Here is a 21,335-nt window from a genome sequence, read left to right on the forward strand (position 1 = left end):
AATTAGAAAAAATGACCTTTAACACGTTAGACCTTGTTGTCTTTGTGGCTTACTGTCTTTTGATTATTACGATGGGTATCGTTGTATCTCGAGAGAAGAAAGGCCACGTAAAGGATTCCAAAGATTACTTCCTGGCAAGCAAGGCTTTGCCATGGTGGGCTGTAGGTGCATCCTTGATTGCATCGAACATTTCCGCCGAACAGTTTATCGGGATGTCTGGTTCGGGCTTTGCTCTGGGACTGGCCATTTCTACCTACGAATGGATGGCAGCAGCCACCTTATTAGTAGTGGCGATTTTCTTCTTGCCGATTTACTTGAAGGAAGGGATCTACACCATGCCCCAATTTCTCAACAGGAGATATGATGGGCGAGTAAGAACCGTTATGGCCATTTTCTGGCTGTTGATCTATGTATTTGTAAACCTGACCTCTGTTCTGTATCTAGGGGCATTGAGCTTGGAGACCATTATGGGAGTGCCGCTGACCTACGGGATCATGGGACTTGCCCTGTTTGCGATGGTGTATTCCATTTATGGCGGCCTGAAGGCAGTGGCTTGGACCGATGTGGTGCAAGTGGTATTCCTTGTGGCCGGAGGATTGGCGACCACTTATTTGGCCCTTAGCCTAGTAGGTGAAGGCGATGTGTGGGAAGGGATTGGTATCTTGAGAAAAGCCGCTCCTTCGCATTTTAGTATGATTATCGAAAGGGGCGAAATGATGATCCCTGATGGAACTGGTGGTAGCAGGGATGCTTATCTTGACTTGCCCGGCCTGAGTGTTCTGATCGGCGGTATGTGGATCGTTAATCTCAACTACTGGGGATGTAACCAGTATATTACGCAACGTGCCTTGGCGGCAAAAAGCCTTGGTGAAGCCCAAACAGGGATGATATTTGCTGGTTTCTTGAAGCTATTGATGCCACTGATCGTGGTGATTCCTGGTATCGCGGCGTATGTGATCGTGCAGAAGGGTGCTGATGCTAGCTTTATTGAGTCCATGACAGATCCTGTGACGGGCTTGGCCAAGTCTGATAGGGCGTATCCTACCTTGCTTCACTTGCTGCCTCCGGGCTTAAAGGGCTTGGCTTTTGCGGCCTTGACAGCGGCGATCGTTTCCTCATTGGCCTCCATGGCCAACAGTACCTCGACGATTTTTACCATTGATATTTATAAAGAGTTTTTCAATAAAAATGTATCAGAGGGAAAACAAGTTACCATTGGTAGGATTACGGCTGTAGTTGCCTTTATTATCGCAGCCATCGTGGCTCCACAGCTACGGCAGCTGGATCAGGCATTTCAGTATATTCAGGAATATACCGGGTTTGTGTCACCAGGGGTGTTTGCGATATTTATCTTCGGCTTCTTCTGGAAGAAAACCACTTCCAATGCAGCCTTGACTGCGGCCGTACTAACTATTCCGCTATCGGCGGCATTGAAATTTATCACGCCAAACTTACCGTTTATCGATCGGATGGGTGTGGTGTTCTTGGTATTGGCGGCACTGATCATCGGTATCAGCTTGTACGAAGGCAAAGGCAAAAATAGCCAAAAAGCTATCGAAATAGATGCAGAGCTGTTCTCCACCAGCACCAAGTTTAAAGTAGGGGCTGTACTGATCTGCGGTATCATCGTAGCACTTTATAGCGTATTCTGGTAAATCCGTACTAGAGAACTGATAAAAACGGCGTGAAGCGATCCCTCTTGTACTAGTTACACGGAGAGGCAAAGGCATTCACGCCGTTTTTTTATTTTTAACCTCAGTTCGATTAAAAAATCGTTTCCGTACAGTGGTCGGAACATGCACTGCGAGGCTTAGAGGGAGATTTGAGGGGTGGAAGCCGTGGCAGCTCGCCGCGGCGAGTTGCCACACCCTTTTCCAACCCACATCCTCCTTAAAAAGGTTCGCTATGACGCTTTTAATACTAAAATTAAGTCGAGCTCAGGTTAGTACATATATTTGTACAATATAAAATACAATAAAATGCTAATAACTACAGTTTCAGAGTTCAGAAGGAGTATCAAGACCTATTTGGATAATGTGGCAAAGAACCTTGAAACACTAATCATTAACCGTGGCAAAGATTCAGGAATTGTTGTGATGTCATTGGAGGAGTATAATTCATTAATGGCGACAAATCATGAGCTTTCCTCCCGCAAAAACGAAAAGAGGTTGGATTCAGCCATAGAAAAACTGAAAAGAGGAGATACTTTTACGAAAGGGCTTATTGAAGAATAACCATGAAGTACGTGTTTGTAGATGAATCATGGGAAGACTATCTGTACTGGCAAAAATACGATAAGTAGAAGCGGAAAAGAATCAATGAACTTCTAAAGGTTATAGCTAGAACTCCCTTTGACGATATTGGAAAGCCGGAGCCACTGAAACATAAATATGCTGGATTTTGGTCTAGGCGGATTGATAATGAACACCGGTTGATATACCAATACAAAGAGGGGGAAATATTGATTGCGAAATGTAGGTTTCATTATGACTGGAGGTTTGGGCTTCTCTGAGGAAACTAGGAACAGTGAATAGTGTGAATACCCTTTTTGCTTCCATAAAATTCTATCTAGAATAAAGAAACAAATTGAATATTTATTTTTTGATTATCTTCCCAAATGAACTCCATCGCATTCATTGATACCGAGATAGAGCCAAAGGGCGGAAAGATCCTTGACATAGGCAGTGTCAAGGGGGATGGAAGTTGGTTTCATCAGGCTTCAGTGGCTGCGTTTATCTCGTTTCTGAATGGCACGGAGTTTATCTGTGGGCATAACATTCTACACCATGATATGAAATATATCGGAAGGGCTCTCTACGAGGCAAGAGAGGAACCACCTAACATCATTGACACGCTGTTCCTTTCGCCCCTTTTATTTCCGACCAAACCCTATCATGCATTAGTCAAAGACGATAAGCTCCAATCCGAAGAGATGAACAATCCTTTGAATGATGCGATCAAAGCTAGGGATTTGTTTTATGATGAAGTGGCTGCCTTCAAGCAGATGGATGAAACGCTTAAGCAGATTTTTTATTTGCTGTTGCATGATAAACGGGAGTTTCAGGCTTTTTTCCGTTTCGTAGCTTACACAACTACACGCACAGATACGGAAGAATTGATCCAACAAAGATTTGTGAATGAAATATGTGAACATGCTGATTTGGCTAAAATAGTTTCAGTACATCCGATAGCACTTGCCTACAGTCTGTCGCTTATTGACTCTTTTATCCGCAACCGGACAATACATTCCATAACCCCGCCTTGGGTGTTGAAAAACTATCCTGAAGTCGAACGGATCATGTTCCGCCTTAGAAACAGGCCCTGTGTAAGTGGATGTGTGTATTGCTATCACGCACTTGACCCACATAAGGGCTTGAAAAGGTTCTTTGGTTTTGATGCATTCAGGAATTATGGGGGAGAACCTCTACAGGAAAAAGCAGTTAAGGCAGCCGTGGATAATAAATCCATTCTTGCTGTTTTTCCTACAGGAGGTGGGAAATCAGTCACTTTTCAGGTGCCCGCCTTGATGAGTGGGGAGAGCTCCAATGGACTGACAGTGGTGATCTCTCCGCTGCAATCGCTCATGAAAGACCAAGTGGACAACATTGAAAAAATCGGTATTACTGAAGCAGTCACCATAAACGGTTTACTTGACCCTATTGAAAGGGCCAAGTCATTTGAGAGGGTAGAAGACGGTTCGGTATCCATCCTATATCTTTCACCGGAATCATTGCGTTCCCGGACCATTGAGCGGCTGGTTTTAGGCAGGAAAATCGTTCGGTTTGTTATTGACGAAGCTCACTGTTTTTCTTCTTGGGGACAGGACTTCAGAGTGGATTATTTATATATTGGTGATTTCATCAAGTCCATTCAAGAAAAGAAAAACCTGGAAGACGGGATTCCGGTTTCTTGTTTTACCGCAACAGCCAAGCAAAAGGTGATCGAAGATATCCGGGATTATTTCAGGGAAAAATTGTCCCTTGAACTTGAACTGTTCACTTCAAAAGTATCAAGAACAAATCTTCACTATAAAGTTTTTGAAAAAGGCAACGAGGAAGAAAAGTACCAGACAGTAAGAGACTTGATTGAGGAGAAAAATTGCCCTACCATCATTTATGTCTCAAGGACACGGAAGGCATATTTGCTCGCAGAGCGATTGACCGGAGACGGTTTTGACGCCAGGCCCTATCACGGAAAAATGGATGTACAGGAAAAGACAGCCAATCAAAATGCATTCATCGCAGGAGAAATTCCCATCATGGTGGCTACATCGGCATTTGGTATGGGAGTGGACAAGAAGGATGTGGGAATGGTCATTCACTATGAGATTTCCGATTCACTTGAAAACTACATCCAGGAAGCAGGCAGGGCTGGCAGAGATTCAACTATTGTGGCGGATTGTTTTGTATTGTTTAACGATGAGGACCTTAGCAAGCACTTTGTCCTTTTGAACCAAACGAAGCTCTCCATCAAAGAAATCCAACAGGTTTGGAAAGCGATTAAGGGGATTACAAAGTTTCGCTCAAAAGTTTCCAATTCGGCCTTGGAAATTGCCCGAAAAGCTGGCTGGGATGATAATGTAGTTGAAATAGAAACAAGGGTAACGACCGCTATTGCAGCACTGGAAGATGCCGGCTATCTGAAGCGTGGACAAAACATGCCGAAGATTTTTGCCAACAGCATTCTTTCAAAAAATGCGCAGGAGGCCATAGACAAGATCAATGCTTCGGAGAAATTTGGGGAAAACCAGAAGGAAAAGGGTGTCCGGATCATCAAGAAGCTTTTTTCTAGCAAGAGTAGAAAACAATTAAATGAAGATGCTGGCGAATCAAGAATCGACTATATCAGCGATCATCTGGGGATTGTAAAAAAAGAAGTGATAGACATTATCCATCTTCTTCGTGAGGAAAAAATATTGGCGGATGCAAAGGATTTAACAGCCTTTATCAAGAAGGGAGAAAACAAAAATCGTTCTCTTCACACAGTAGAGACTTTTGTTAAAATTGAAAACTTCCTACTTCCTCTGATCAATGAGCAGGAAAAAACCTTCCATATCAAAGAGCTTAACGAGGAGGCCGAGGGAAATGGCTGTGAAAATGTAACACCTAGCAAGATCAAAACGATAATCAACTTTTGGGCGATCAAAAACTGGATCAAGCGACAGCGTGTGGCTTATTCGAAGAACCATCTTGCGGTACTGGCACTTTACCCCATAGAAAGTTTGAAAGAAAAACTGGAAAAGCGCCATGATTTGGCCCGTTTTCTGATTGAGTACCTCTTTGAGAAAAGTAAGCTGAACATCCCGCTGGATGATACTGGAAAAGATGAGGTGCTGGTGGAGTTTTCTATACATGAACTGAAAGAGGTGTTTGAAAATTCGATAGTGAGTTTTGGGAAGAAAGTTTCCATCGAAGATGTGGAGGAAACACTGTTTTACCTGTCGAGAATTGAAGCGATCAAAATTGAGGGTGGTTTTTTGGTGGTATATAACCGACTGACCATCGAAAGGATGGAGCAGGATAACTATAAAAGGTACACCAAAGAAGATTATCAGAAGTTAAGCCAATTTTACGAAAACAAGGTACAGCAGATCCATATCGTCGGTGAATATGCCAAAAAAATGATCGATGATTATAAGGAGGCACTACAGTTTGTTGAGGATTATTTTCAATTGAACTACAGCTCATTTCTCAGAAAATACTTCCCGGGAAGCAAGGTGGATAACCTAAAGCTCAAAATGACCCCTGGTAAATTCAAACAGTTATTCGGAGAACTATCGCCAACGCAACTGAAAATCATCAAAGACAATGAAACTAAATATATAGTGGTGGCGGCGGGGCCTGGGAGTGGTAAAACAAGGGTGTTGGTCCATAAACTAGCTTCATTGCTTTTGATGGAAGATGTAAAGCATGAACAATTACTTATGGTTACTTTTTCAAGAGCTGCTGCTACAGAGTTCAAAAAACGTTTGTTACAACTGATCGGTAATGCGGCGAATTTTATTGAGATAAAAACGTTTCATTCCTACTGTTTTGATTTATTGGGCAAGGTCGGCAGCTTGGAAAAGTCCGGTGCGATTTTAAAAAAGACGGTTGGGAAAATCAAGAATGGGGAAGTAGAGCCAAGCCGGATGACCAAAACGGTTTTGGTGATCGACGAGGCACAGGACATGGACGAAGATGAATTTAACCTGATAAACACCCTGATGGAACAGAATGAGGAAATGAGAGTGATTGCAGTTGGAGATGATGACCAGAATATTTTCGAGTTCAGGGGAGCAAGTGCAAAGTACCTTGAGCAATTTATTCAGGTAAACAAAGCAAGCAAATATGAATTGGTGGAGAATTACAGAAGCAAAAGCAATCTTGTCGATTTTACCAATCAGTTTGTGAAACAGATTCGTCACCGGCTGAAAAATACCCCAATTATAGCACATCAAGTCGGCAATGGGAAAATCAAATTGGTCCGGTATCAAAACAGCCACCTCATTACCCCGTTTGTACAGGACATCCTCTCTACAGATCTTGCCGGGACGACTTGTGTTCTGACAAAAACCAACGAAGAGGCTTTGCAAATCACTGGGCTACTGTTGAAAAATAAAATGCAGACGAAGTTGATTCAATCCAATGACAGCTTCAGTTTGTATAACCTTTTTGAAGTCAGGTTCTTTTTAAGCAAGTTAAATTTGGGGGATGATATTTTTATTATCAGAGATGATGTTTGGGAAGATGCCAAACGACAAGCGTTAAACAGGTTTCGCAGCAGTACAAAATGGGAAATCCTATATAACATCATCAGGGATTTTGAAGCGACCAACCCGAAGAGAAAATACAAATCCGACCTGGAGGTCTTTATCCGTGATTCCAAGTTGGAAGATTTCTTCAACGAAAACGGAGAGACCATTTTCGTTTCTACTATTCACAAAGCAAAAGGAAAAGAATTTGACAATGTGTTTTTGCTGCTTGAAAACTTCAATTCTACCACGGACGAGGCCAAACGGCAACTGTATGTGGCCATGACGAGAGCAAAGGAAAACTTAACGATTCACTTAAATTCCGGCTTTCTTGATGGGCTGTCAGCAGGAGGCCTAGAAAGAATGGAGGATAGGGGGATTTATCCGCCCCCAAGGGACACCGTGATTCACCTAGCCCATCGAGATGTTTGGCTTGACTATTTTATAAAGAGGCAATATTTAGTTGCTCAACTAACAAGCGGCGATGTTTTGGTGGTGAGGGGCGATGAGTGTTTGAATGCAAACGGACAGTCTGTTCTGAAATTCTCACGGGATTTTGTCAAACAAATTGAAGCGATGAGGACAAGAAAGTTTGAACTGAAAAGTGCTAAAGTGAACTTTATTGTTTACTGGCAAAAAGAGGAGGCCGAACAAGAAGTTAAGGTTGTTTTACCAGCGCTTTATTTTGAGAGACAGGCCGATGAATAATGAGGAGCAAGAAAGCACATCCCTCAGTATTAAATAGTTCGAAAAACACAACCGGAGCTAAAGCAAAACACTGGATGTCATTATGCAAACTCAAAAAGTTTTAGGATATTTAGATGATCAAACGTGTAAAATATGACAACAGTAGATCAAATTAGAAATGGATTGATAGGTAAAATTTTAGCCATTGAGGATAGGGATTTGCTGAAAGCACTTGATAAAGTGGTTTCTGCCAGTTCGGTTCAGTCGAAGATTGAGTTGACAGTTGAGCAAGAAGCCATGTTGGAAATGAGTGAGCGCGACATTGAAAACAATGAATTAATCTCCCAAGAAGCAATGGATAAAAGAAACATGGAATGGCTGGCCGAAAGGTAGTATGGACTAAAACAGCCGATATCCAGTTTGTTGGAGTCCTTAATTATTGGGTGAATAAAAATAAATCTCCTAACTACTCTAGAAAACTTGTTGGTTCAGTGGCTAAGAGAACACGACAGATCGCTAAATCGCCATTGATCTATCGATCAACTAATTTTATGAATACAAGGGTTGCTCCATTTGGGAACTATAGTATTTTTTATAAAGTAACTGAAGCGGAGATCATCATAACCGCTTTTTGGGATAATCGTCAAGATCCTGAAAAACTACTGAAGGTTTTAAAGAAGCAGCAATAGTTTCTTTATTGGTTACTGATAGATAAGTAGCGGATACCTACCAAACCCTTGCCGCTTAAAAGTACAATGAACCTTTCCCTTTCCCTTGTTTTTGTCTCCTTCCTCTCTTCTAAGGCCTGTATATCGCTGCTCTGTAGGCGGTTGGGGTGACACCCTTTACTTCTTTGAACTGGCGGTTGAAGTTGGTGATGTTGCGGAAGCCACATTCGTGAAAAATCTGGGAGATAAAGGTGTTCTGGTCCTTAAGCAATTTGCAGGCGTGGGCGATGCGGATTTCCTTTAGAAAGCCACTGAAAGATTTTTTGGTGTTCAGCTTAAAGAAGCGGCGGAAGTTGGATTCGCTCATCTTGGCGATGGCGGCCACTTCTTCTACCCGGATATTTTCTTGGAAGTGCTCAAAAGTGTATTCCAGCACTTCATCGATGATGCCCTTGGAGTCAAAGGAGTCGATCGGTTCATTGGTCAGCAGGGTGTTACGGGTGGTGGTGCTGATCTGATGAAGGACATCTAGCAAGATGCCGATATGCACAAAACCTTCCACTTCCACCAATTGCTTGATGTGCTCGATGATTACGGGCTGCGGGGAATAATCCACGGCCATTCCTTGTTTTAGCCGGATTAGCTGGCGTAGTGCTGCCATTTCTGGCATTTTCAAGAAAGTTTGGCCAAAAATCGCTTGATCAAACTGGATAACTACCACGGTACAGAAGATGTCTTCGTGGGCTTTACGAAACCAATGCGGTACGTTGGAGCCGATATAAAACAGGTCTCCAGGAGAAAATTCCCCCACAAAATCCCCAATAATGGCTGTGCCATGCCCCGCTTGGATGTAGAGAATCTCATTTTCGATGTGTCGGTGCCAGGGAGTTTCAAATAGTGGAGTGCTCATGGTTATGGACACAAAAGACTTGAATTCCTGTCGTGGAAGCTTTTGGACAATCGGTTTCATATTGCTACAGAAAGGCTAATCAATATTCTGGGTTTAAAGCTACAAGGTAATACTCTTTGATTATAATTTTGATCAAAGAGTATTATTATTTAATCGAATAATGTAAGTGTGGGTGGCCTTTTTAATCGAAATTTGTTGTAATCAGTATTTGTGGGACAGGGTTTAGGGTCTTTGGTTGGGTCAGTAAAGAATGACCGAGAGTTCAGCTGGAGGCTGAGCGGATTTGAAGTCGGCTCTTCGGCAGCGCTCAGGAGCCTACAGCTCGTATGAAATAACCCCGTAACCTAATAGCAAATAACTCAATAACCAATAACAAAGTAACCAATGCGACGATTATTAATCGGATATGATATCGGGAGTTCTTCGGTAAAGGCAACCTTGCTGGATGCCGATACCGGAAAAGTAGTGGCCAGTGATGGTCAGCCAAAGATCGAAATGCCCATTGATTCTCCCCAAAAGGACTGGGCAGAACAAGATCCATTGATGTGGTGGAAATATGTCACTGAAACCACTCAGCATATCATCCGCCAAGGAGACGTCAAGTCTGGCGAATTGCAGGCGATCGGAATCAGTTACCAAATGCATGGATTAGTGATGGTGGATAAGGATCAGCAGGTCATCCGCCCATCGATCATTTGGTGTGATAGCCGTGCAGTGGAAACGGGGAATGATGCTTTTGAGGCCTTGGGGAGCGAATTTTGTCTTTCCCGTCTCCTTAATTCTCCCGGAAATTTCACCGCCTCCAAGCTCAAATGGGTCAAAGACCATGAGCCCGACAATTACGAGAAAATCCATAAAGTAATGCTTCCCGGCGATTTTATTGCCATGAAATTGACAGGGGAGATTTTTACCTCTGAGTCTGGCCTTTCCGAGGGAGTCTTCTGGGATTTTAAAGAGAATAAGTTGAGCCAGGATCTATTGGGTCATTATGGCATAGACCAAGAGTTATTGGCTACGGCGGTGCCTTCTTTTGCCGAAGGGGGCAAGGTAAATGCTGCCGCCGCCAAAGCATTGGGTATAGATGAAGGCGTTCCTGTGACCTACAGGGCAGGGGATCAGCCGAATAATGCCTTTTCCCTGAACGTGCTGGAAGCGGGCGAATTGGCCACTACAGCCGGAACTTCGGGAACAGTCTATGGTGTGAGCAAAGCTCCTGTCTATGATTCCCAGTCAAGGGTGAATACTTTCTTGCATGTCAATCACCTGGCCGAAAATCCCCATTACGGCGTATTGCTGTGTGTCAATGGTACGGGGATCCTTAACAGCTGGCTCAAGAAGATGCTGGGAGGGGAATCCATTGACTATGAATCCATGAACACCTTGGCGGCGGAAGTACCTGTGGGTGCGGAAGGGCTGAGCTTTATCCCTTTTGGCAATGGAGCCGAGCGCATCATGGAAAACAGAAGCGTAGGTGCCCATCTTAGTGGCCTAAACTTGCTCAAGCATGATAAGCGCCATGTCCTCCGTGCTGGCCAGGAGGGTATTGTGAGTGCCTTGACCTTTGGGTTTAACATCATGAAAAACATGGGGCTGACACTGGACACGGTAAAAGCAGGCCGGGCCAATATGTTCCTCAGTCCACTGTTTAGGGAGGCCTTTGTAAATATGAACGAGGTGAATTTGAAGTTTTACGATACCGATGGTTCCCAAGGGGCTGCAAGAGGTGCCGGAGTAGGAGCAGGCATCTATGCCAGTCCAAAAGAAGCCTTCAGCGGCTTGGAGAAAGTTGCCTCATTTGCTCCCGATCCCAAATTGGTACAGGCATACAAGGAAGTCTACCAGCAATGGGAGGAAAACTTGGGTAAAATAATCCGGTAGTTTCCTGCATCCACTGAGCATAGTCGAAGGGACGGCCAGGCACGATCACAACTAATTCATGAAAATAAACAGGGACAACAGTGGACAACCCACTGAGTCCCCAATAACCAAATACTAACTAACTGAATAACCAATAACCAAATATACCATGTCAAATACCTATTTTCCAGGAATAGAAAAAATCAAATTCGAAGGCAGGGATTCCAAAAATCCTTTTGCCTTTAAGTTTTATGATGAGAACAAAACAGTGGCCGGAAAGACCATGAAGGAGCATTTTAAGTTTGCCATTGCTTACTGGCACTCTTTTAATGCCACTGGGGATGATCCTTTTGGCCCTGGGACGAAGACCTTTGCATGGGGCCAATCAGAAGATGCCCTTCAGCGGGCTAAGGACAAGATGGATGCGGCCTTTGAGTTTATCACTAAAATAGGTGCTCCTTACTATTGTTTCCATGATGTGGACCTGATCGATGAGGGGGCGACTATCGAAGAATACGAAAGCCGGATGAAGGCCATCACGGAGTATGCCAAGCAAAAGCAGGAAGAAACAGGTGTCAAGCTACTTTGGGGGACGGCCAATGTATTCAGTAACCCACGTTATATGAATGGTGCTTCCACCAATCCTGATTTTGATGTGGTGTCGTGGGCGGCTACACAGGTAAAAAACTCCATCGACGCGACCATTGCGCTTGGTGGTGAGAACTACGTGTTCTGGGGCGGTCGTGAGGGCTACATGTCCCTGCTCAATACCGACATGAAGCGAGAGACGGAGCATCTGGCCAAGTTCTTGACCATGGCCCGTGACTATGGCCGTAAGCAAGGTTTTAAAGGAAACTTCCTGATCGAGCCAAAACCAATGGAGCCTACCAAGCATCAATATGATTATGATTCGGCGACTGTTGTCGGGTTTCTTAGGCATTACGGATTGGACAAGGACTTCAAGCTGAACATTGAGGTAAACCATGCGACTTTGGCAGGGCACACCTTTCAGCATGAGCTGCAGGTAGCGGCTGATGCGGGTCTCTTGGGCAGTATCGATGCCAATCGCGGCGACTACCAAAACGGATGGGATACCGACCAATTTGCGTTGAATTTGCAGGAATTGACTGAGTCGCTATTGGTCATTCTCGAAGCAGGAGGCCTTCAAGGTGGCGGGGTTAATTTTGACGCCAAATTGAGAAGAAACTCCACGGACCTAGATGACCTTTTCCATGCACATATCGGTAGTATGGATGCCTTTGCCAGGGCCTTGCTGATCGCCAATGATATTTTGGAACAATCCGAATACAAGGCCTTGCGAAAAAAACGCTATGCTTCCTTTGATGGTGGCAAGGGCAAGGAGTTTGAAGAAGGGAAGTTGTCGCTAGAAGACTTGAGGGCACATGCCATCGCTACTGGTGAGCCGGCAAGTACCAGCGGTAAGCAGGAAATGTACGAGAATATTATCAATCAGTATATTTGATATAGGTTAAGAAGTACGAGGTACGAAGTACTAAGTACAAAGACACCTGACCAAGGAGCCTGAGGTGCTAAGTTGAATAGTTCTGCGTCGGAGACGGCGGGGCGATTGTGCCGCAGTATCCGAAGCGGCACGGTGGACATTGACCCCGTTTATCGGCCGGTCTTTGACTCTGTTATGCTCCGTCCTTGACAGGGTTCCTTACTTACACTTATGGGTGTTCAGGTAAAAGCAAAATCCCCGGCTTACCATAAGCCGGGGATTTTTTATTTTAAGGAGGAAATTAGCTACAGGGATAGCTTTTCCAAGGGCATGTCTTCGGTACGGTAAAGATCTCAGTCATCAAAAAAATCATGCGAAGAGGCCGCTACATTCATCACCTCAACTTTGGGAAGACCTTCCAGTGCACTGTCATCTCGTTGTTTTTGGAAAGAAAGGAATGATGGAACCTGAAGTAATTCTTTTTGTATATGCTCATTCTGATAGTGTGAGAGGTGAACAAAGGTTTTCCCATCTTCACACAAATAAGATACATATTTGAAATTTTTGGTGTCCATTTTTTTAAAATCGGACATAAACGACTTGATGTTATCCATGTTCTGTTGAACAAAACCGGGTTTAACAGTGTAGGTTACTTTTACGACGATCATTTTTTAATTTTTTACGGTTGAAAGATTCATTTCAACCATATGACCCATGCATAGTAGAAACGTGACAGGATATAAGAAATATTTTTGACTTTGCGTAGTTTTTACCTTTTTCCGGCAGTCTCCAGACTTCGACCATGTCTTATAATTTTTTAATTTTTCAATTCTTCCATCGGTGTGATGGTTTGGATAGAGCCATCGGCATTGTGGGTAAGTGGCGCCATTTTAATGTTTCTAAGGTAGTTTTTGCCCGAAATCTGGGTGTCATGATAAAAGATGTACCATTGGTTGTCCACTTTTACGATGGAGTGGTGGTTGGTCCAGCCTTGGACAGGCTCTAAGATAATGCCTTGATAGGTGAAAGGGCCATAAGGATTGTCTCCGGTGGCATAGGAAATCGTATGGGTGTCTCCCGTGGAGTAGGAGAAATAATAGGTGTCACCAAGTTTATGTACCCAAGCAGCTTCAAAGAATCTTCTGTCATGATCTCCCGCTTTGATCGGATCACCTTGTTGGTCTACGATCAGAATGTCTCTGGGCTTTTCGCCGAATTCCAACATGTCCCCGCTGAGCTTGGCCACTTGGGGAGCTATGGCCGGTTCATTATCAGCGGGTTCGTCAGCAAATGGACTGTGGCCTGTGGATAGGTATTTTCCCGTGCGCCATTTTTGCAATTGTCCACCCCAAATGCCGCCCCAATAAATATAGTGCTGTCCATCACTGTCTTCAAAAACAGCAGGATCCATACTAAAACTCCCTTTGATGGGGTCAGCTTGGGGCTTGAAAGGCCCCGCGGGATGGTCGGCTACTGCTACGCCGAGTCTAAAAATACCTTCATTGTCCTTGGCAGGGAAATAGAGGTAATACTTATCGCCTTTTTGGGCAGCATCGGGTGCCCACATTTGCTGTGCGGCCCATGGGACATCTGAAACATGGAGTACTTCACCGTGATCTTTTACCGTACCATTGGGGCTGTCCATCGAATAAACGTGATAGTCCTTCATGTCATATTGTGCTCCCGTGTCATCTTCTTGCGCTTCGGAAGGGATGTCATGGGAAGGATAGATATAGATTTTGCCATCAAAAACATGGGCAGAAGGGTCAGCTGTAAAATGATCCGTGATCAGTGGCTCGGAAAGGTAGCGGATGGTGTCGGTATCACTGGTTTTGATCGATTCGGCAGAAGTGGTGCTTTCTTCAGCTTTTTTGGGATTGCATTGTAAGAATACGCAAAATATGCCCCCTAGGGTGACAGCAGTGACCAATCGGTTTAGGTGTAAGTTCATATCGGTTACGTTAGGTTTTATTCGGTTCTATCAAAAATACTAAATAAATTGAAAATATGAAACTTTCATGAAATCGGTTTCATTTAGAGATTGGGATAATTGCCAAGAGCCGTGAACGATACAGGCTAGCCCATAACCTAGTATTCAGTTGACCAAAAAAAAGCGGCTCCACTGGGAGCCGCCTTTTGTTTTAACGTTACGCTTATCTATTGTTATTTGTCGTTAAAGTGGTAGTAGGCATCACTCCACCTCAACTCATTTTGGATTCCTCTTAAGGTAGTGTCTTTATCGATATTGACACTTTCGATGCCGGCCATTACAGCGAAGTCATTCAAATGCTCCGAGGTAAGGTTTTGGCTGAAGCAAGTGTGGTGCGCTCCCCCTGCCAGGATCCATGCAGCACATCCGGTTTTCATATCTGGCATGGGTTTCCACATGACCCTTGCTACAGGAAGGTTGGGGAGATCTTTGAGTGGTTTTACGGCATCTACTTCATTGACGATAAGTCTGAAGCGGTTGCCCATGTCCACGATCGAGGCATTGAGGCCATTGCCACCAGCGCCATTGAATACCAGCCTTACTGGATCTTCTTTGCCACCAATGCCTAAGGGATGCACTTCACAAGAGATTTTTTCAGTGGTAAGTGTTGGATCCACTTCCAGCATGTGCGATCCGAGAACCAAGCTGTTGTTAGGGTCAAAGTGGTACGTATAATCTTCCATAAAGGCATTGCCGCCTTCCAGTCCACTGCCCATTACTTTCATGGCGCGTACCAAGGCTGCTGTTTTCCAATCTCCTTCACCGGCATAGGCATATCCATCCGCCATCAGTCGCTGGGTGGCGATACCGGGAAGCTGCTTCATGCCATAAAGGTCTTCGAAGGTATTGGAAAAGCCCTTGAACCCTCCTTCTTCAAGGAAAGCACGCATGCCTAATTCTATTTTGGCGGCGTCTATCAAGGATTGACGACGGCCTCCGTTGGCCTTGAGTTCATCGGCTAGGGTATAAGTGGCTTCGTACTCTTCGATCAGGGCTTTTAAGTCGCTTTCCGAAACCGCCTCGATTTTAGCAACTAAGTCTCCTACTGCGTAGGTATTGACCGAAAACCCAAACTTTAGTTCTGCCTCAACCTTGTCGCCATCTGTAACGGCCACAAAGCGCATGTTGTCACCAAATCGGGCAAATTTGGCTCCTTGCCAATCATGCCATCCACTGGCTGCTCTTGCCCAAACATCGATTTGGGAATGGACGTCTTCGTCTTTCCAGTGGCCTACGACTACTTTGCGCTTTACTTTCATGCGGGCAGTCATAAAACCAAATTCTCGATCTCCGTGCGCACTTTGGTTCAGGTTCATGAAATCCATATCGATGGAGTTCCAAGGGATGTCCTGATTGTACTGGGTGTGTAGGTGGAGCATGGGCTTTTGAAGGATCTTCAGGCCATTGATCCACATTTTTGCAGGTGAAAAGGTGTGCATCCATGTGATCACCCCGATACAGTTGGGCGCATTATTGGCTTCCTGTATGGCGGCGTAGATTTCTTCAGTGGTCGTAACGATCGGCTTGAAGACAGTCGTTACGGAGATTTTTTTGGACTTATTCAGTTCCTCAGCGATGATTTGGGCATGTTCGGCCACTTGCTGCAAGGCTTCTGGCCCATACAAGTGTTGGCTGCCGGTGATGAACCAAACCTCGTTTTCTTTCAAATTTTTCATATCTCTTGATTACTTATTTATTTTACATTTTTGGATTACATCCAGAAGAAATAGTAGAGCAGGCCTACGATAAGGATAATCCCCGCTGCACCAATATTAAATGGCGTGGTGGTCTTGAAAAGTGCCGGATCGGTATTGAATGATTTCGGATCGGCAGTTTCCATTTTTACATTGGTATAGAGAATGGTGCCCAGCATCAGGAAGAGAGCTGCTATCATAAAGATGGACTCTATCCCGAGGTGTTCATAGCTATCGAACAGGGCAAAACCAAGCACTGCACATACGATCCCAAGGACAATAAAGAAATAGCTGGAAGCGATTGTTTTAGCAGCTTGTTTATTCGATTTATAGTCCGGGTTGGCAAATTTCTTTTTCTCGGAAAAACTAATGAGTGACGCGATGAAGCAAAGTAGGATGAATACATATCCCATTCTTAATAAAAACGGCATTTCTGGGTAGAATATTTTGAAAACAATGCCCGCTGGAATGGTGGCGATGGCTGTCCATAATGCAGCGCTTGCCGTTGCTTGTCGCCAGATCAGCCCCATGCCAAACACGACCACTACACCCGGGTAAATGTATCCGGTGTACTCTTGAATGTATTGGAATACCTGATCGAGAGAGGCCAATTGTGGTGCAATGACCATGGCGATAGCCAAGGCTACTACGGCGATTATTCTACCGGTTTTTACCAGTTGATGGTTGTTGGCGTTTGGGTTGAAGTATACCTTGTATATGTCCATCGTAAAGATGGTAGAGGTACTGTTGATCATAGAAGCCAAAGAAGAAACAATCGCCGCCGCCAGGGCTGCAAAGGCCAGTCCCCTGATACCGTTCGGTATAAAGTTTCTCAAAAGCCAAGGATACGCTTCATCTGATTTTTGGATAGTGCCGATCTGCTCGACAGGCATATTTAAGACTTGCGAAAGTTGCTCTGGACTATAGTCATTGATCAATACATAAGCGGCAATACCGGGAATCACCACGATGATCGGCATAAGGAGCTTAAGGTAGCCTGCAAATAAGAGTCCTTTTTTGGCTTCTTCGATGCTTTTGGCAGCAAGGCCTTTTTGGATAATGTACTGGTTAAAACCCCAATACCCCAAGTTGGTCAGCCACATGCCACCTAAAATTACGGCCAGTCCAGGAAGGTCTTGGAAAGCATCCCTAGTGCCTCCGACCCCATCGGGCACCATGACCCGTCCTTGTGGCATAATCATGACAAAGTGGTCTTTGGCATCGTTGTAAAGGTTGCTCATCCCGGCGATAATCCCATCACCCATTCCCACAGCATCCAGCGCTAGAAAAGTGGTGATCAAGCCACCGGCTACGAGGATGATGACTTGTACCACGTCGGTCCATGCCACCGCTTCCAGTCCACCATAAATGGAGTAGATGCCTGAAAAGGCCAACAGGCCAATAATTCCGTACTGAAGGGGAATGCCCATGATCTTATCCAAGGCCAATGCACCGAGGTAACTTACGGAAGTAAGGTTTACAAAAACGTACACTAGCAGCCAGAACACCGCAAAGGCAGTACTTACTCCCTTGTTAAAGCGTTCACTGAGGAACTGCGGCATGGTGTATACATTGTGTTTCAGAAAAATAGGGAGGAAATACTTCGCTACGATAATAAGCGCTATTGCAGCGATCCACTCATAGGCTGATATTCCCAGTCCGATAGCAAAACCAGAACCTGAGGTGCCTATGAAGTGTTCAGCGGAGATATTGGCGGCGAGCAGCGAGGCACCTACTGCCCACCAAGTGAGGGATTTGTCGGCTAAGAAATATTCTTGAGCCGTTTTCTCCATCCCTTTTTTAGACCTGGATACCCAAAGGCCTACCGAGACAATCGCCAATGCGTAAATAACGAAAATGACATAGTCCAATGTCGAAAATCCTGAAGTCATAATTTGATATTGAGGGTTTATGTTGACTTGACTGCTAAGGCAGTACTTGTGTATATTTATTTAAGTGTCGTATTTACACCTAAAAAATAAGAAAAAAAAATAATGAGTAAAAAATTACTCATTTGCGGTAGGAATTTCATTCCGGGGAATGAAATTCAAGACTGTTTGAAACTGGTCTTTATACTTGCTTTCATCAATACTGTAGTAAAAGGCACCTTTCTTGGAACTGGTCTTGTCCTTGTCTTTTTCTTTGATCAGCATATTGGTAGAAAGCACCTTTCTGGTGAAATTCCGCTTATCGATTTTGGTTTCATATAGACTTTCATACATTGCCTGAAGATGAGGAAGCGTGAATTTTTTTGGCAAAAGCTCAAAAAGAATGGGGTGTAATGCCGCCTTGTACCTCAGACGGCTCTTTGCCATCTCTACCATATCCTCATGATCAAAAATCAAGTGCGGAAGCTCATTCATCGAAAACCAATGGGCTTGGAATTTATCGCTGATCTGTTGTTCATATTTTTGGATGTCGATAAGGGCTACGTAGGCTACGGCAATGGTGCGCTCTACAGGGTCTCTATCAGGCTTGCTAAAGGTGTGCATTTGCTCCATGTATAGGTCCTCCAGTCCAGTAAGCTTTTTTAGAATCCTATTGGCAGCTTGGTCAAGTGATTCGTCAGACTGAAGAAATCCTCCCATTAGGCTCCACTTTTCCTTCTCAGGGGCAAAACCACGCTGGATCAGCAAAAGTTTGTAATCTGAACCATCAAAACCAAAAATGATGCAGTCGATGGCAGTTAGGATTCTCGTCTGATTGGAATATTTGTTCATGTTTTGCAATTAGTGACAGGTCTATTCAGGAGTAAAAAGCGTAAAAGTGTGCTTCTACAATAGTTTTATTGACGTTCGTAAAACTAACTATAAATTTTATCAATAGCCAAACTGGAGCTTGTTTGCCGGGAAAACAGCTATTAAGAACATCCGTAAAAGGATGGACACCGAGCATAACCAAGGCTCGGTATCCATCCTTTTGCTCAGGCAAGTATTCATTGCTTCACTAAATAGCACCAATGGCTATAAGCTGTTTTTCTGTTATTGAAAAGAGGTGTTACTATTAATTATGCTCATCGTTGACTTCTACCCAGTAGCCGTTGGGATCTTGGATGTAGATTTGTCGAATGCCATCTGGTCGTATATTCACCTTACCTTTTTCACCTGGCCAGTCTTCGAAAGAAATATTGTTCTTTTTCAGCTTTTCTATAAATCCATCCAAATCTTCCATGCTGAAGCAGAGGTGGTTGATTTTGTTGATGGTAGGGACTTCCCAAGGTTGCTGCTCGATCAAGTGGAGTTGGCTATCACCGATGTTGTACCACACATGCAGCCCGTCCTTAAATGGTTCTTCGATTTCCTGTAGTTCCAAGAAGTCTCCATAAAATTCAGCGCTTGCCTTCAGGTCTTGGACATAAACAGCGATATGATTCAGTTTGGTTTGACTATAGGTACTCATGCTAATACAGAATAGTAAAAGGGTTAGAATGGTAACTTGTTTTTTCATGTTATTTTGGGAATAGAATGAGGAGAGAAACAGTAAAAGCGGGGCTCAGCCCCGCTTAGTTAATTATTGAGCAGCTGCTTTTTCCGTAAAAGCGAGTTGCTCAGCTTCTTCAAATAGTTTGATGCCTTGCTGGTAGATTTCATTGACGTCGTTGATGACTTTGTAGAAGGCATTGTCATCGAAGACATTTCGGCCCATGTGAGCCTTTAGGAGGATCTGGAGGTAAGACTTGGATTTTTCGTAATCTTTTTCGTCAAACTCCACCTTGTTTTTTTCTCCGATGGCTATCAATTTTTTCAGTGCCTTGTCAGAAAACTTGAAGTCATTGTAATAAGTTTCAAAGTTCATGTTTTCGAATTTGGCCTTATTGTCTTCCAAATAGTCCATGATGAACTCCCTATGTGAATCTGAGCTGAACAGCCTGCCCACGTAGCTGCTGCTCATGGTCGTGTCCATAGGCACGAAGTAATCCGGCATAATGCCGCCACCGCCGTACACGGTTCTTCCTTTTACGGTTTGGTATTTAAGGGAATCATTAAAATGGATGCTGTCGGCGCTGAAAAACTCCCCATGTTCATACCTGTTGATCCAGTCCATATTGTATTCGGTAGGGTCATCCCCATAAGGTTTTTGGATAGATCGACCAGAAGGGGTATAATACCGGGCAATGGTCAATCGCAGCTCTGCACCGTCTGAAAGATCGATCGGCATTTGTACCAGTCCTTTTCCAAATGACCTTCTTCCCACGATGAGTGCGCGGTCATTGTCCTGAAGGGCACCTGCGACGATTTCCGAAGCGGAAGCACTGCCTTCGTTGATAAGCACCACGACAGAGCCGTCTTCAAATTCTCCTGGGCGCATGGCGAAGGCCTTTTGATTGTAGCGGCTGACTTTGCCCTTTTGGGAAACGATCATGGCGTTGTCCGAAAGAATTTCATCCGCGATGTTAATCGCTGCACCCATATAACCACCTGGATTGCCTTGGAGGTCAAGTACGAGTTTGCTCATTCCCTCTGCTTTCAGGGTTTCGACAGCTTCCTTGAATTCATCATAGGTAGTGGCGGCAAAACGGGTGATCTTAATATAGCCCGTGTCGTCGTTGATCATGTAGCTGGCGTTGATGCTGTGTTGAGGGATTTTATCCCTGGTAATGGCATAATCGATAAGCTTTTTATGGTTTTTCCGCTTGATGCCTACATTGACCACAGAGCCTTTTGGGCCTCTAAGTAGGTCAAAAACATCCCGGTTGGTCACCCCGGTGCCTGCCACGGTCTCATCATCTACCGTGATGATCTGGTCACCGGACTGGATGCCCAGTTTCTCGGAAGGACCTCCCGTGAGGGGAGCCACGACGTAGATGGTGTCCCTGAGAATGCCAAACTCTACGCCAATACCGTCAAACTCCCCATCCAACTGGCTCTGTGCCAGTTGGGCATCTTCTGCGGGGATATAGCTAGAGTGGGGATCGAGTTCTTCCAGCATTTTTTCGATGCCATGCTCTACCAGTTTGGTGGTGTTGACCGTATCGACATAATCCCTGTCGATATAGGTAATGATTTCTTGTAACTTATAAAGTGCTGCTTTCAGGTCGTTTTGGTCCGTCTTTGGTTCAGCAAAAGTGGCCCCGATCCAAATCCCTGCTGAAATGGCCAAGGCCAGGATAATGGGCAACCTGATTTGCGATTTGGTGTTTTTGGTTGGTTTCACATTCGGCTGTGAAGTGTTTTTTTCTTCGCTCACGATATCCTCTTTTATGATGATTAGATAAGGTTCAGTTTAAGACTGATTTCCAAATATACAATTTAACATGATTTTCCACTATTCCGTTTTAATAAAGGCAAGAAAATCAATTTAGGTAACTTCAATTCCTTATTTTAGCCGAAAAAA

Annotated in this window: 15 protein-coding genes and 1 pseudogene; 8 read left to right on the top strand and 8 right to left on the bottom strand. The window is 44.3% G+C overall.

The genetic code is table 11. The features are described 5' to 3' along the window. Window positions 1-11: 11 nt before the first annotated feature. The 6 genes and pseudogenes from DN752_RS15320 (at window position 12) to DN752_RS15345 (ending at window position 8,109) form a co-directional block, all read left to right on the top strand. The gene (locus tag DN752_RS15320; protein ID WP_112784756.1) at window positions 12-1,655 is read left to right on the top strand and encodes a sodium/sugar symporter; all 1,644 of its coding nucleotides are present in this window, start codon (window positions 12-14) and stop codon (window positions 1,653-1,655) included. A gap of 324 nt (window positions 1,656-1,979) precedes the next feature. Beyond that, window positions 1,980-2,234: a type II toxin-antitoxin system Phd/YefM family antitoxin gene (locus DN752_RS15325; protein WP_112784757.1), complete on the top strand. Its 255-nt coding sequence runs from the start codon at window positions 1,980-1,982 to the stop codon at window positions 2,232-2,234. A 2-nt stretch (window positions 2,235-2,236) separates the two neighbouring features. Beyond that, a pseudogene (locus tag DN752_RS15330) lies at window positions 2,237-2,512 on the top strand (Txe/YoeB family addiction module toxin). Between the two features lie 105 nt (window positions 2,513-2,617). Beyond that, window positions 2,618-7,441 carry a RecQ family ATP-dependent DNA helicase gene (locus tag DN752_RS15335; protein WP_112784758.1) on the top strand — a complete coding sequence of 1,608 codons (4,824 nt, stop codon included), beginning with the start codon at window positions 2,618-2,620 and terminating at the stop codon, window positions 7,439-7,441. A gap of 132 nt (window positions 7,442-7,573) precedes the next feature. Next, on the top strand, window positions 7,574-7,813 hold the full coding sequence (locus DN752_RS15340) for a hypothetical protein (RefSeq protein WP_112784759.1): 240 nt from the start codon (window positions 7,574-7,576) through the stop codon (window positions 7,811-7,813). After that, window positions 7,795-8,109: a type II toxin-antitoxin system RelE/ParE family toxin gene (locus DN752_RS15345; RefSeq protein WP_112784760.1), complete on the top strand. Its 315-nt coding sequence runs from the start codon at window positions 7,795-7,797 to the stop codon at window positions 8,107-8,109. The genes DN752_RS15340 and DN752_RS15345 overlap by 19 nt, the downstream gene beginning before the upstream one ends. A gap of 109 nt (window positions 8,110-8,218) precedes the next feature. On the opposite strand, the gene DN752_RS15350 is transcribed toward DN752_RS15345, so the two are convergent. Further along, complete coding sequence (locus DN752_RS15350; protein WP_112784761.1) at window positions 8,219-9,058, bottom strand: helix-turn-helix transcriptional regulator; 840 nt, start codon at window positions 9,056-9,058, stop codon at window positions 8,219-8,221. Window positions 9,059-9,382: 324 nt separating this feature from the next. On the opposite strand from DN752_RS15350, the gene DN752_RS15355 reads away from it, so the two are divergent. Next, window positions 9,383-10,876 (top strand): xylulokinase, encoded by a 1,494-nt coding sequence (locus DN752_RS15355; protein WP_112784762.1) that lies wholly within the window; start codon window positions 9,383-9,385, stop codon window positions 10,874-10,876. A 148-nt stretch (window positions 10,877-11,024) separates the two neighbouring features. Next, complete coding sequence (gene xylA / locus DN752_RS15360; protein WP_112784763.1) at window positions 11,025-12,338, top strand: xylose isomerase; 1,314 nt, start codon at window positions 11,025-11,027, stop codon at window positions 12,336-12,338. A gap of 332 nt (window positions 12,339-12,670) precedes the next feature. Here the strand turns inward: xylA and DN752_RS15365 are convergent, their stop codons facing one another. The 7 genes from DN752_RS15365 to DN752_RS15395 form a co-directional block, all read right to left on the bottom strand. Continuing rightward, complete coding sequence (locus tag DN752_RS15365) at window positions 12,671-12,910, bottom strand: hypothetical protein (protein WP_211324061.1); 240 nt, start codon at window positions 12,908-12,910, stop codon at window positions 12,671-12,673. A gap of 224 nt (window positions 12,911-13,134) precedes the next feature. Then, a complete protein-coding gene (locus DN752_RS15370) occupies window positions 13,135-14,268 on the bottom strand; it encodes a glycoside hydrolase family 43 protein (RefSeq protein WP_112784765.1) in 1,134 nt (377 codons plus the stop codon). Between the two features lie 212 nt (window positions 14,269-14,480). Beyond that, entirely contained in the window at window positions 14,481-15,983 is a 1,503-nt protein-coding gene (araA, locus tag DN752_RS15375) for an L-arabinose isomerase (RefSeq protein ID WP_112784766.1), read from the bottom strand. 35 nt (window positions 15,984-16,018) lie between these two features. Further along, on the bottom strand, window positions 16,019-17,893 hold the full coding sequence (locus DN752_RS15380; protein WP_112784767.1) for a sodium/sugar symporter: 1,875 nt from the start codon (window positions 17,891-17,893) through the stop codon (window positions 16,019-16,021). A gap of 114 nt (window positions 17,894-18,007) precedes the next feature. Beyond that, window positions 18,008-18,721 (bottom strand): NUDIX hydrolase, encoded by a 714-nt coding sequence (locus DN752_RS15385; RefSeq protein ID WP_112784768.1) that lies wholly within the window; start codon window positions 18,719-18,721, stop codon window positions 18,008-18,010. A gap of 283 nt (window positions 18,722-19,004) precedes the next feature. Then, window positions 19,005-19,400, bottom strand: a complete 396-nt coding sequence (locus DN752_RS15390) for a VOC family protein (protein ID WP_245949242.1) — start codon at window positions 19,398-19,400, stop codon at window positions 19,005-19,007. A 111-nt stretch (window positions 19,401-19,511) separates the two neighbouring features. Beyond that, a complete protein-coding gene (locus DN752_RS15395) occupies window positions 19,512-21,188 on the bottom strand; it encodes a S41 family peptidase (RefSeq protein WP_394337159.1) in 1,677 nt (558 codons plus the stop codon). Between the last annotated feature and the right edge of the window lie 147 nt (window positions 21,189-21,335).

The sequence above is a fragment of the Echinicola strongylocentroti genome (genome assembly GCF_003260975.1).
In the GTDB taxonomy this organism is placed as follows: domain Bacteria; phylum Bacteroidota; class Bacteroidia; order Cytophagales; family Cyclobacteriaceae; genus Echinicola; species Echinicola strongylocentroti.

Excerpts from the sequence above, each read along its gene's own strand:
- DN752_RS15320 (WP_112784756.1), top strand. The coding sequence starts at position 12 with ATGACCTTTAACACGTTAGACCTTGTTGTCTTTGTGGCTTACTGTCTT.
- DN752_RS15325 (WP_112784757.1), top strand. The coding sequence starts at position 1,980 with ATGCTAATAACTACAGTTTCAGAGTTCAGAAGGAGTATCAAGACCTAT.
- DN752_RS15335 (WP_112784758.1), top strand. The coding sequence starts at position 2,618 with ATGAACTCCATCGCATTCATTGATACCGAGATAGAGCCAAAGGGCGGA.
- DN752_RS15340 (WP_112784759.1), top strand. The coding sequence starts at position 7,574 with ATGACAACAGTAGATCAAATTAGAAATGGATTGATAGGTAAAATTTTA.
- DN752_RS15345 (WP_112784760.1), top strand. The coding sequence starts at position 7,795 with ATGGCTGGCCGAAAGGTAGTATGGACTAAAACAGCCGATATCCAGTTT.
- DN752_RS15350 (WP_112784761.1), bottom strand. The coding sequence starts at position 9,058 with ATGAAACCGATTGTCCAAAAGCTTCCACGACAGGAATTCAAGTCTTTT.
- DN752_RS15355 (WP_112784762.1), top strand. The coding sequence starts at position 9,383 with ATGCGACGATTATTAATCGGATATGATATCGGGAGTTCTTCGGTAAAG.
- xylA (WP_112784763.1), top strand. The coding sequence starts at position 11,025 with ATGTCAAATACCTATTTTCCAGGAATAGAAAAAATCAAATTCGAAGGC.
- DN752_RS15365 (WP_211324061.1), bottom strand. The coding sequence starts at position 12,910 with ATGTCCGATTTTAAAAAAATGGACACCAAAAATTTCAAATATGTATCT.
- DN752_RS15370 (WP_112784765.1), bottom strand. The coding sequence starts at position 14,268 with ATGAACTTACACCTAAACCGATTGGTCACTGCTGTCACCCTAGGGGGC.
- araA (WP_112784766.1), bottom strand. The coding sequence starts at position 15,983 with ATGAAAAATTTGAAAGAAAACGAGGTTTGGTTCATCACCGGCAGCCAA.
- DN752_RS15380 (WP_112784767.1), bottom strand. The coding sequence starts at position 17,893 with ATGACTTCAGGATTTTCGACATTGGACTATGTCATTTTCGTTATTTAC.
- DN752_RS15385 (WP_112784768.1), bottom strand. The coding sequence starts at position 18,721 with ATGAACAAATATTCCAATCAGACGAGAATCCTAACTGCCATCGACTGC.
- DN752_RS15390 (WP_245949242.1), bottom strand. The coding sequence starts at position 19,400 with ATGAGTACCTATAGTCAAACCAAACTGAATCATATCGCTGTTTATGTC.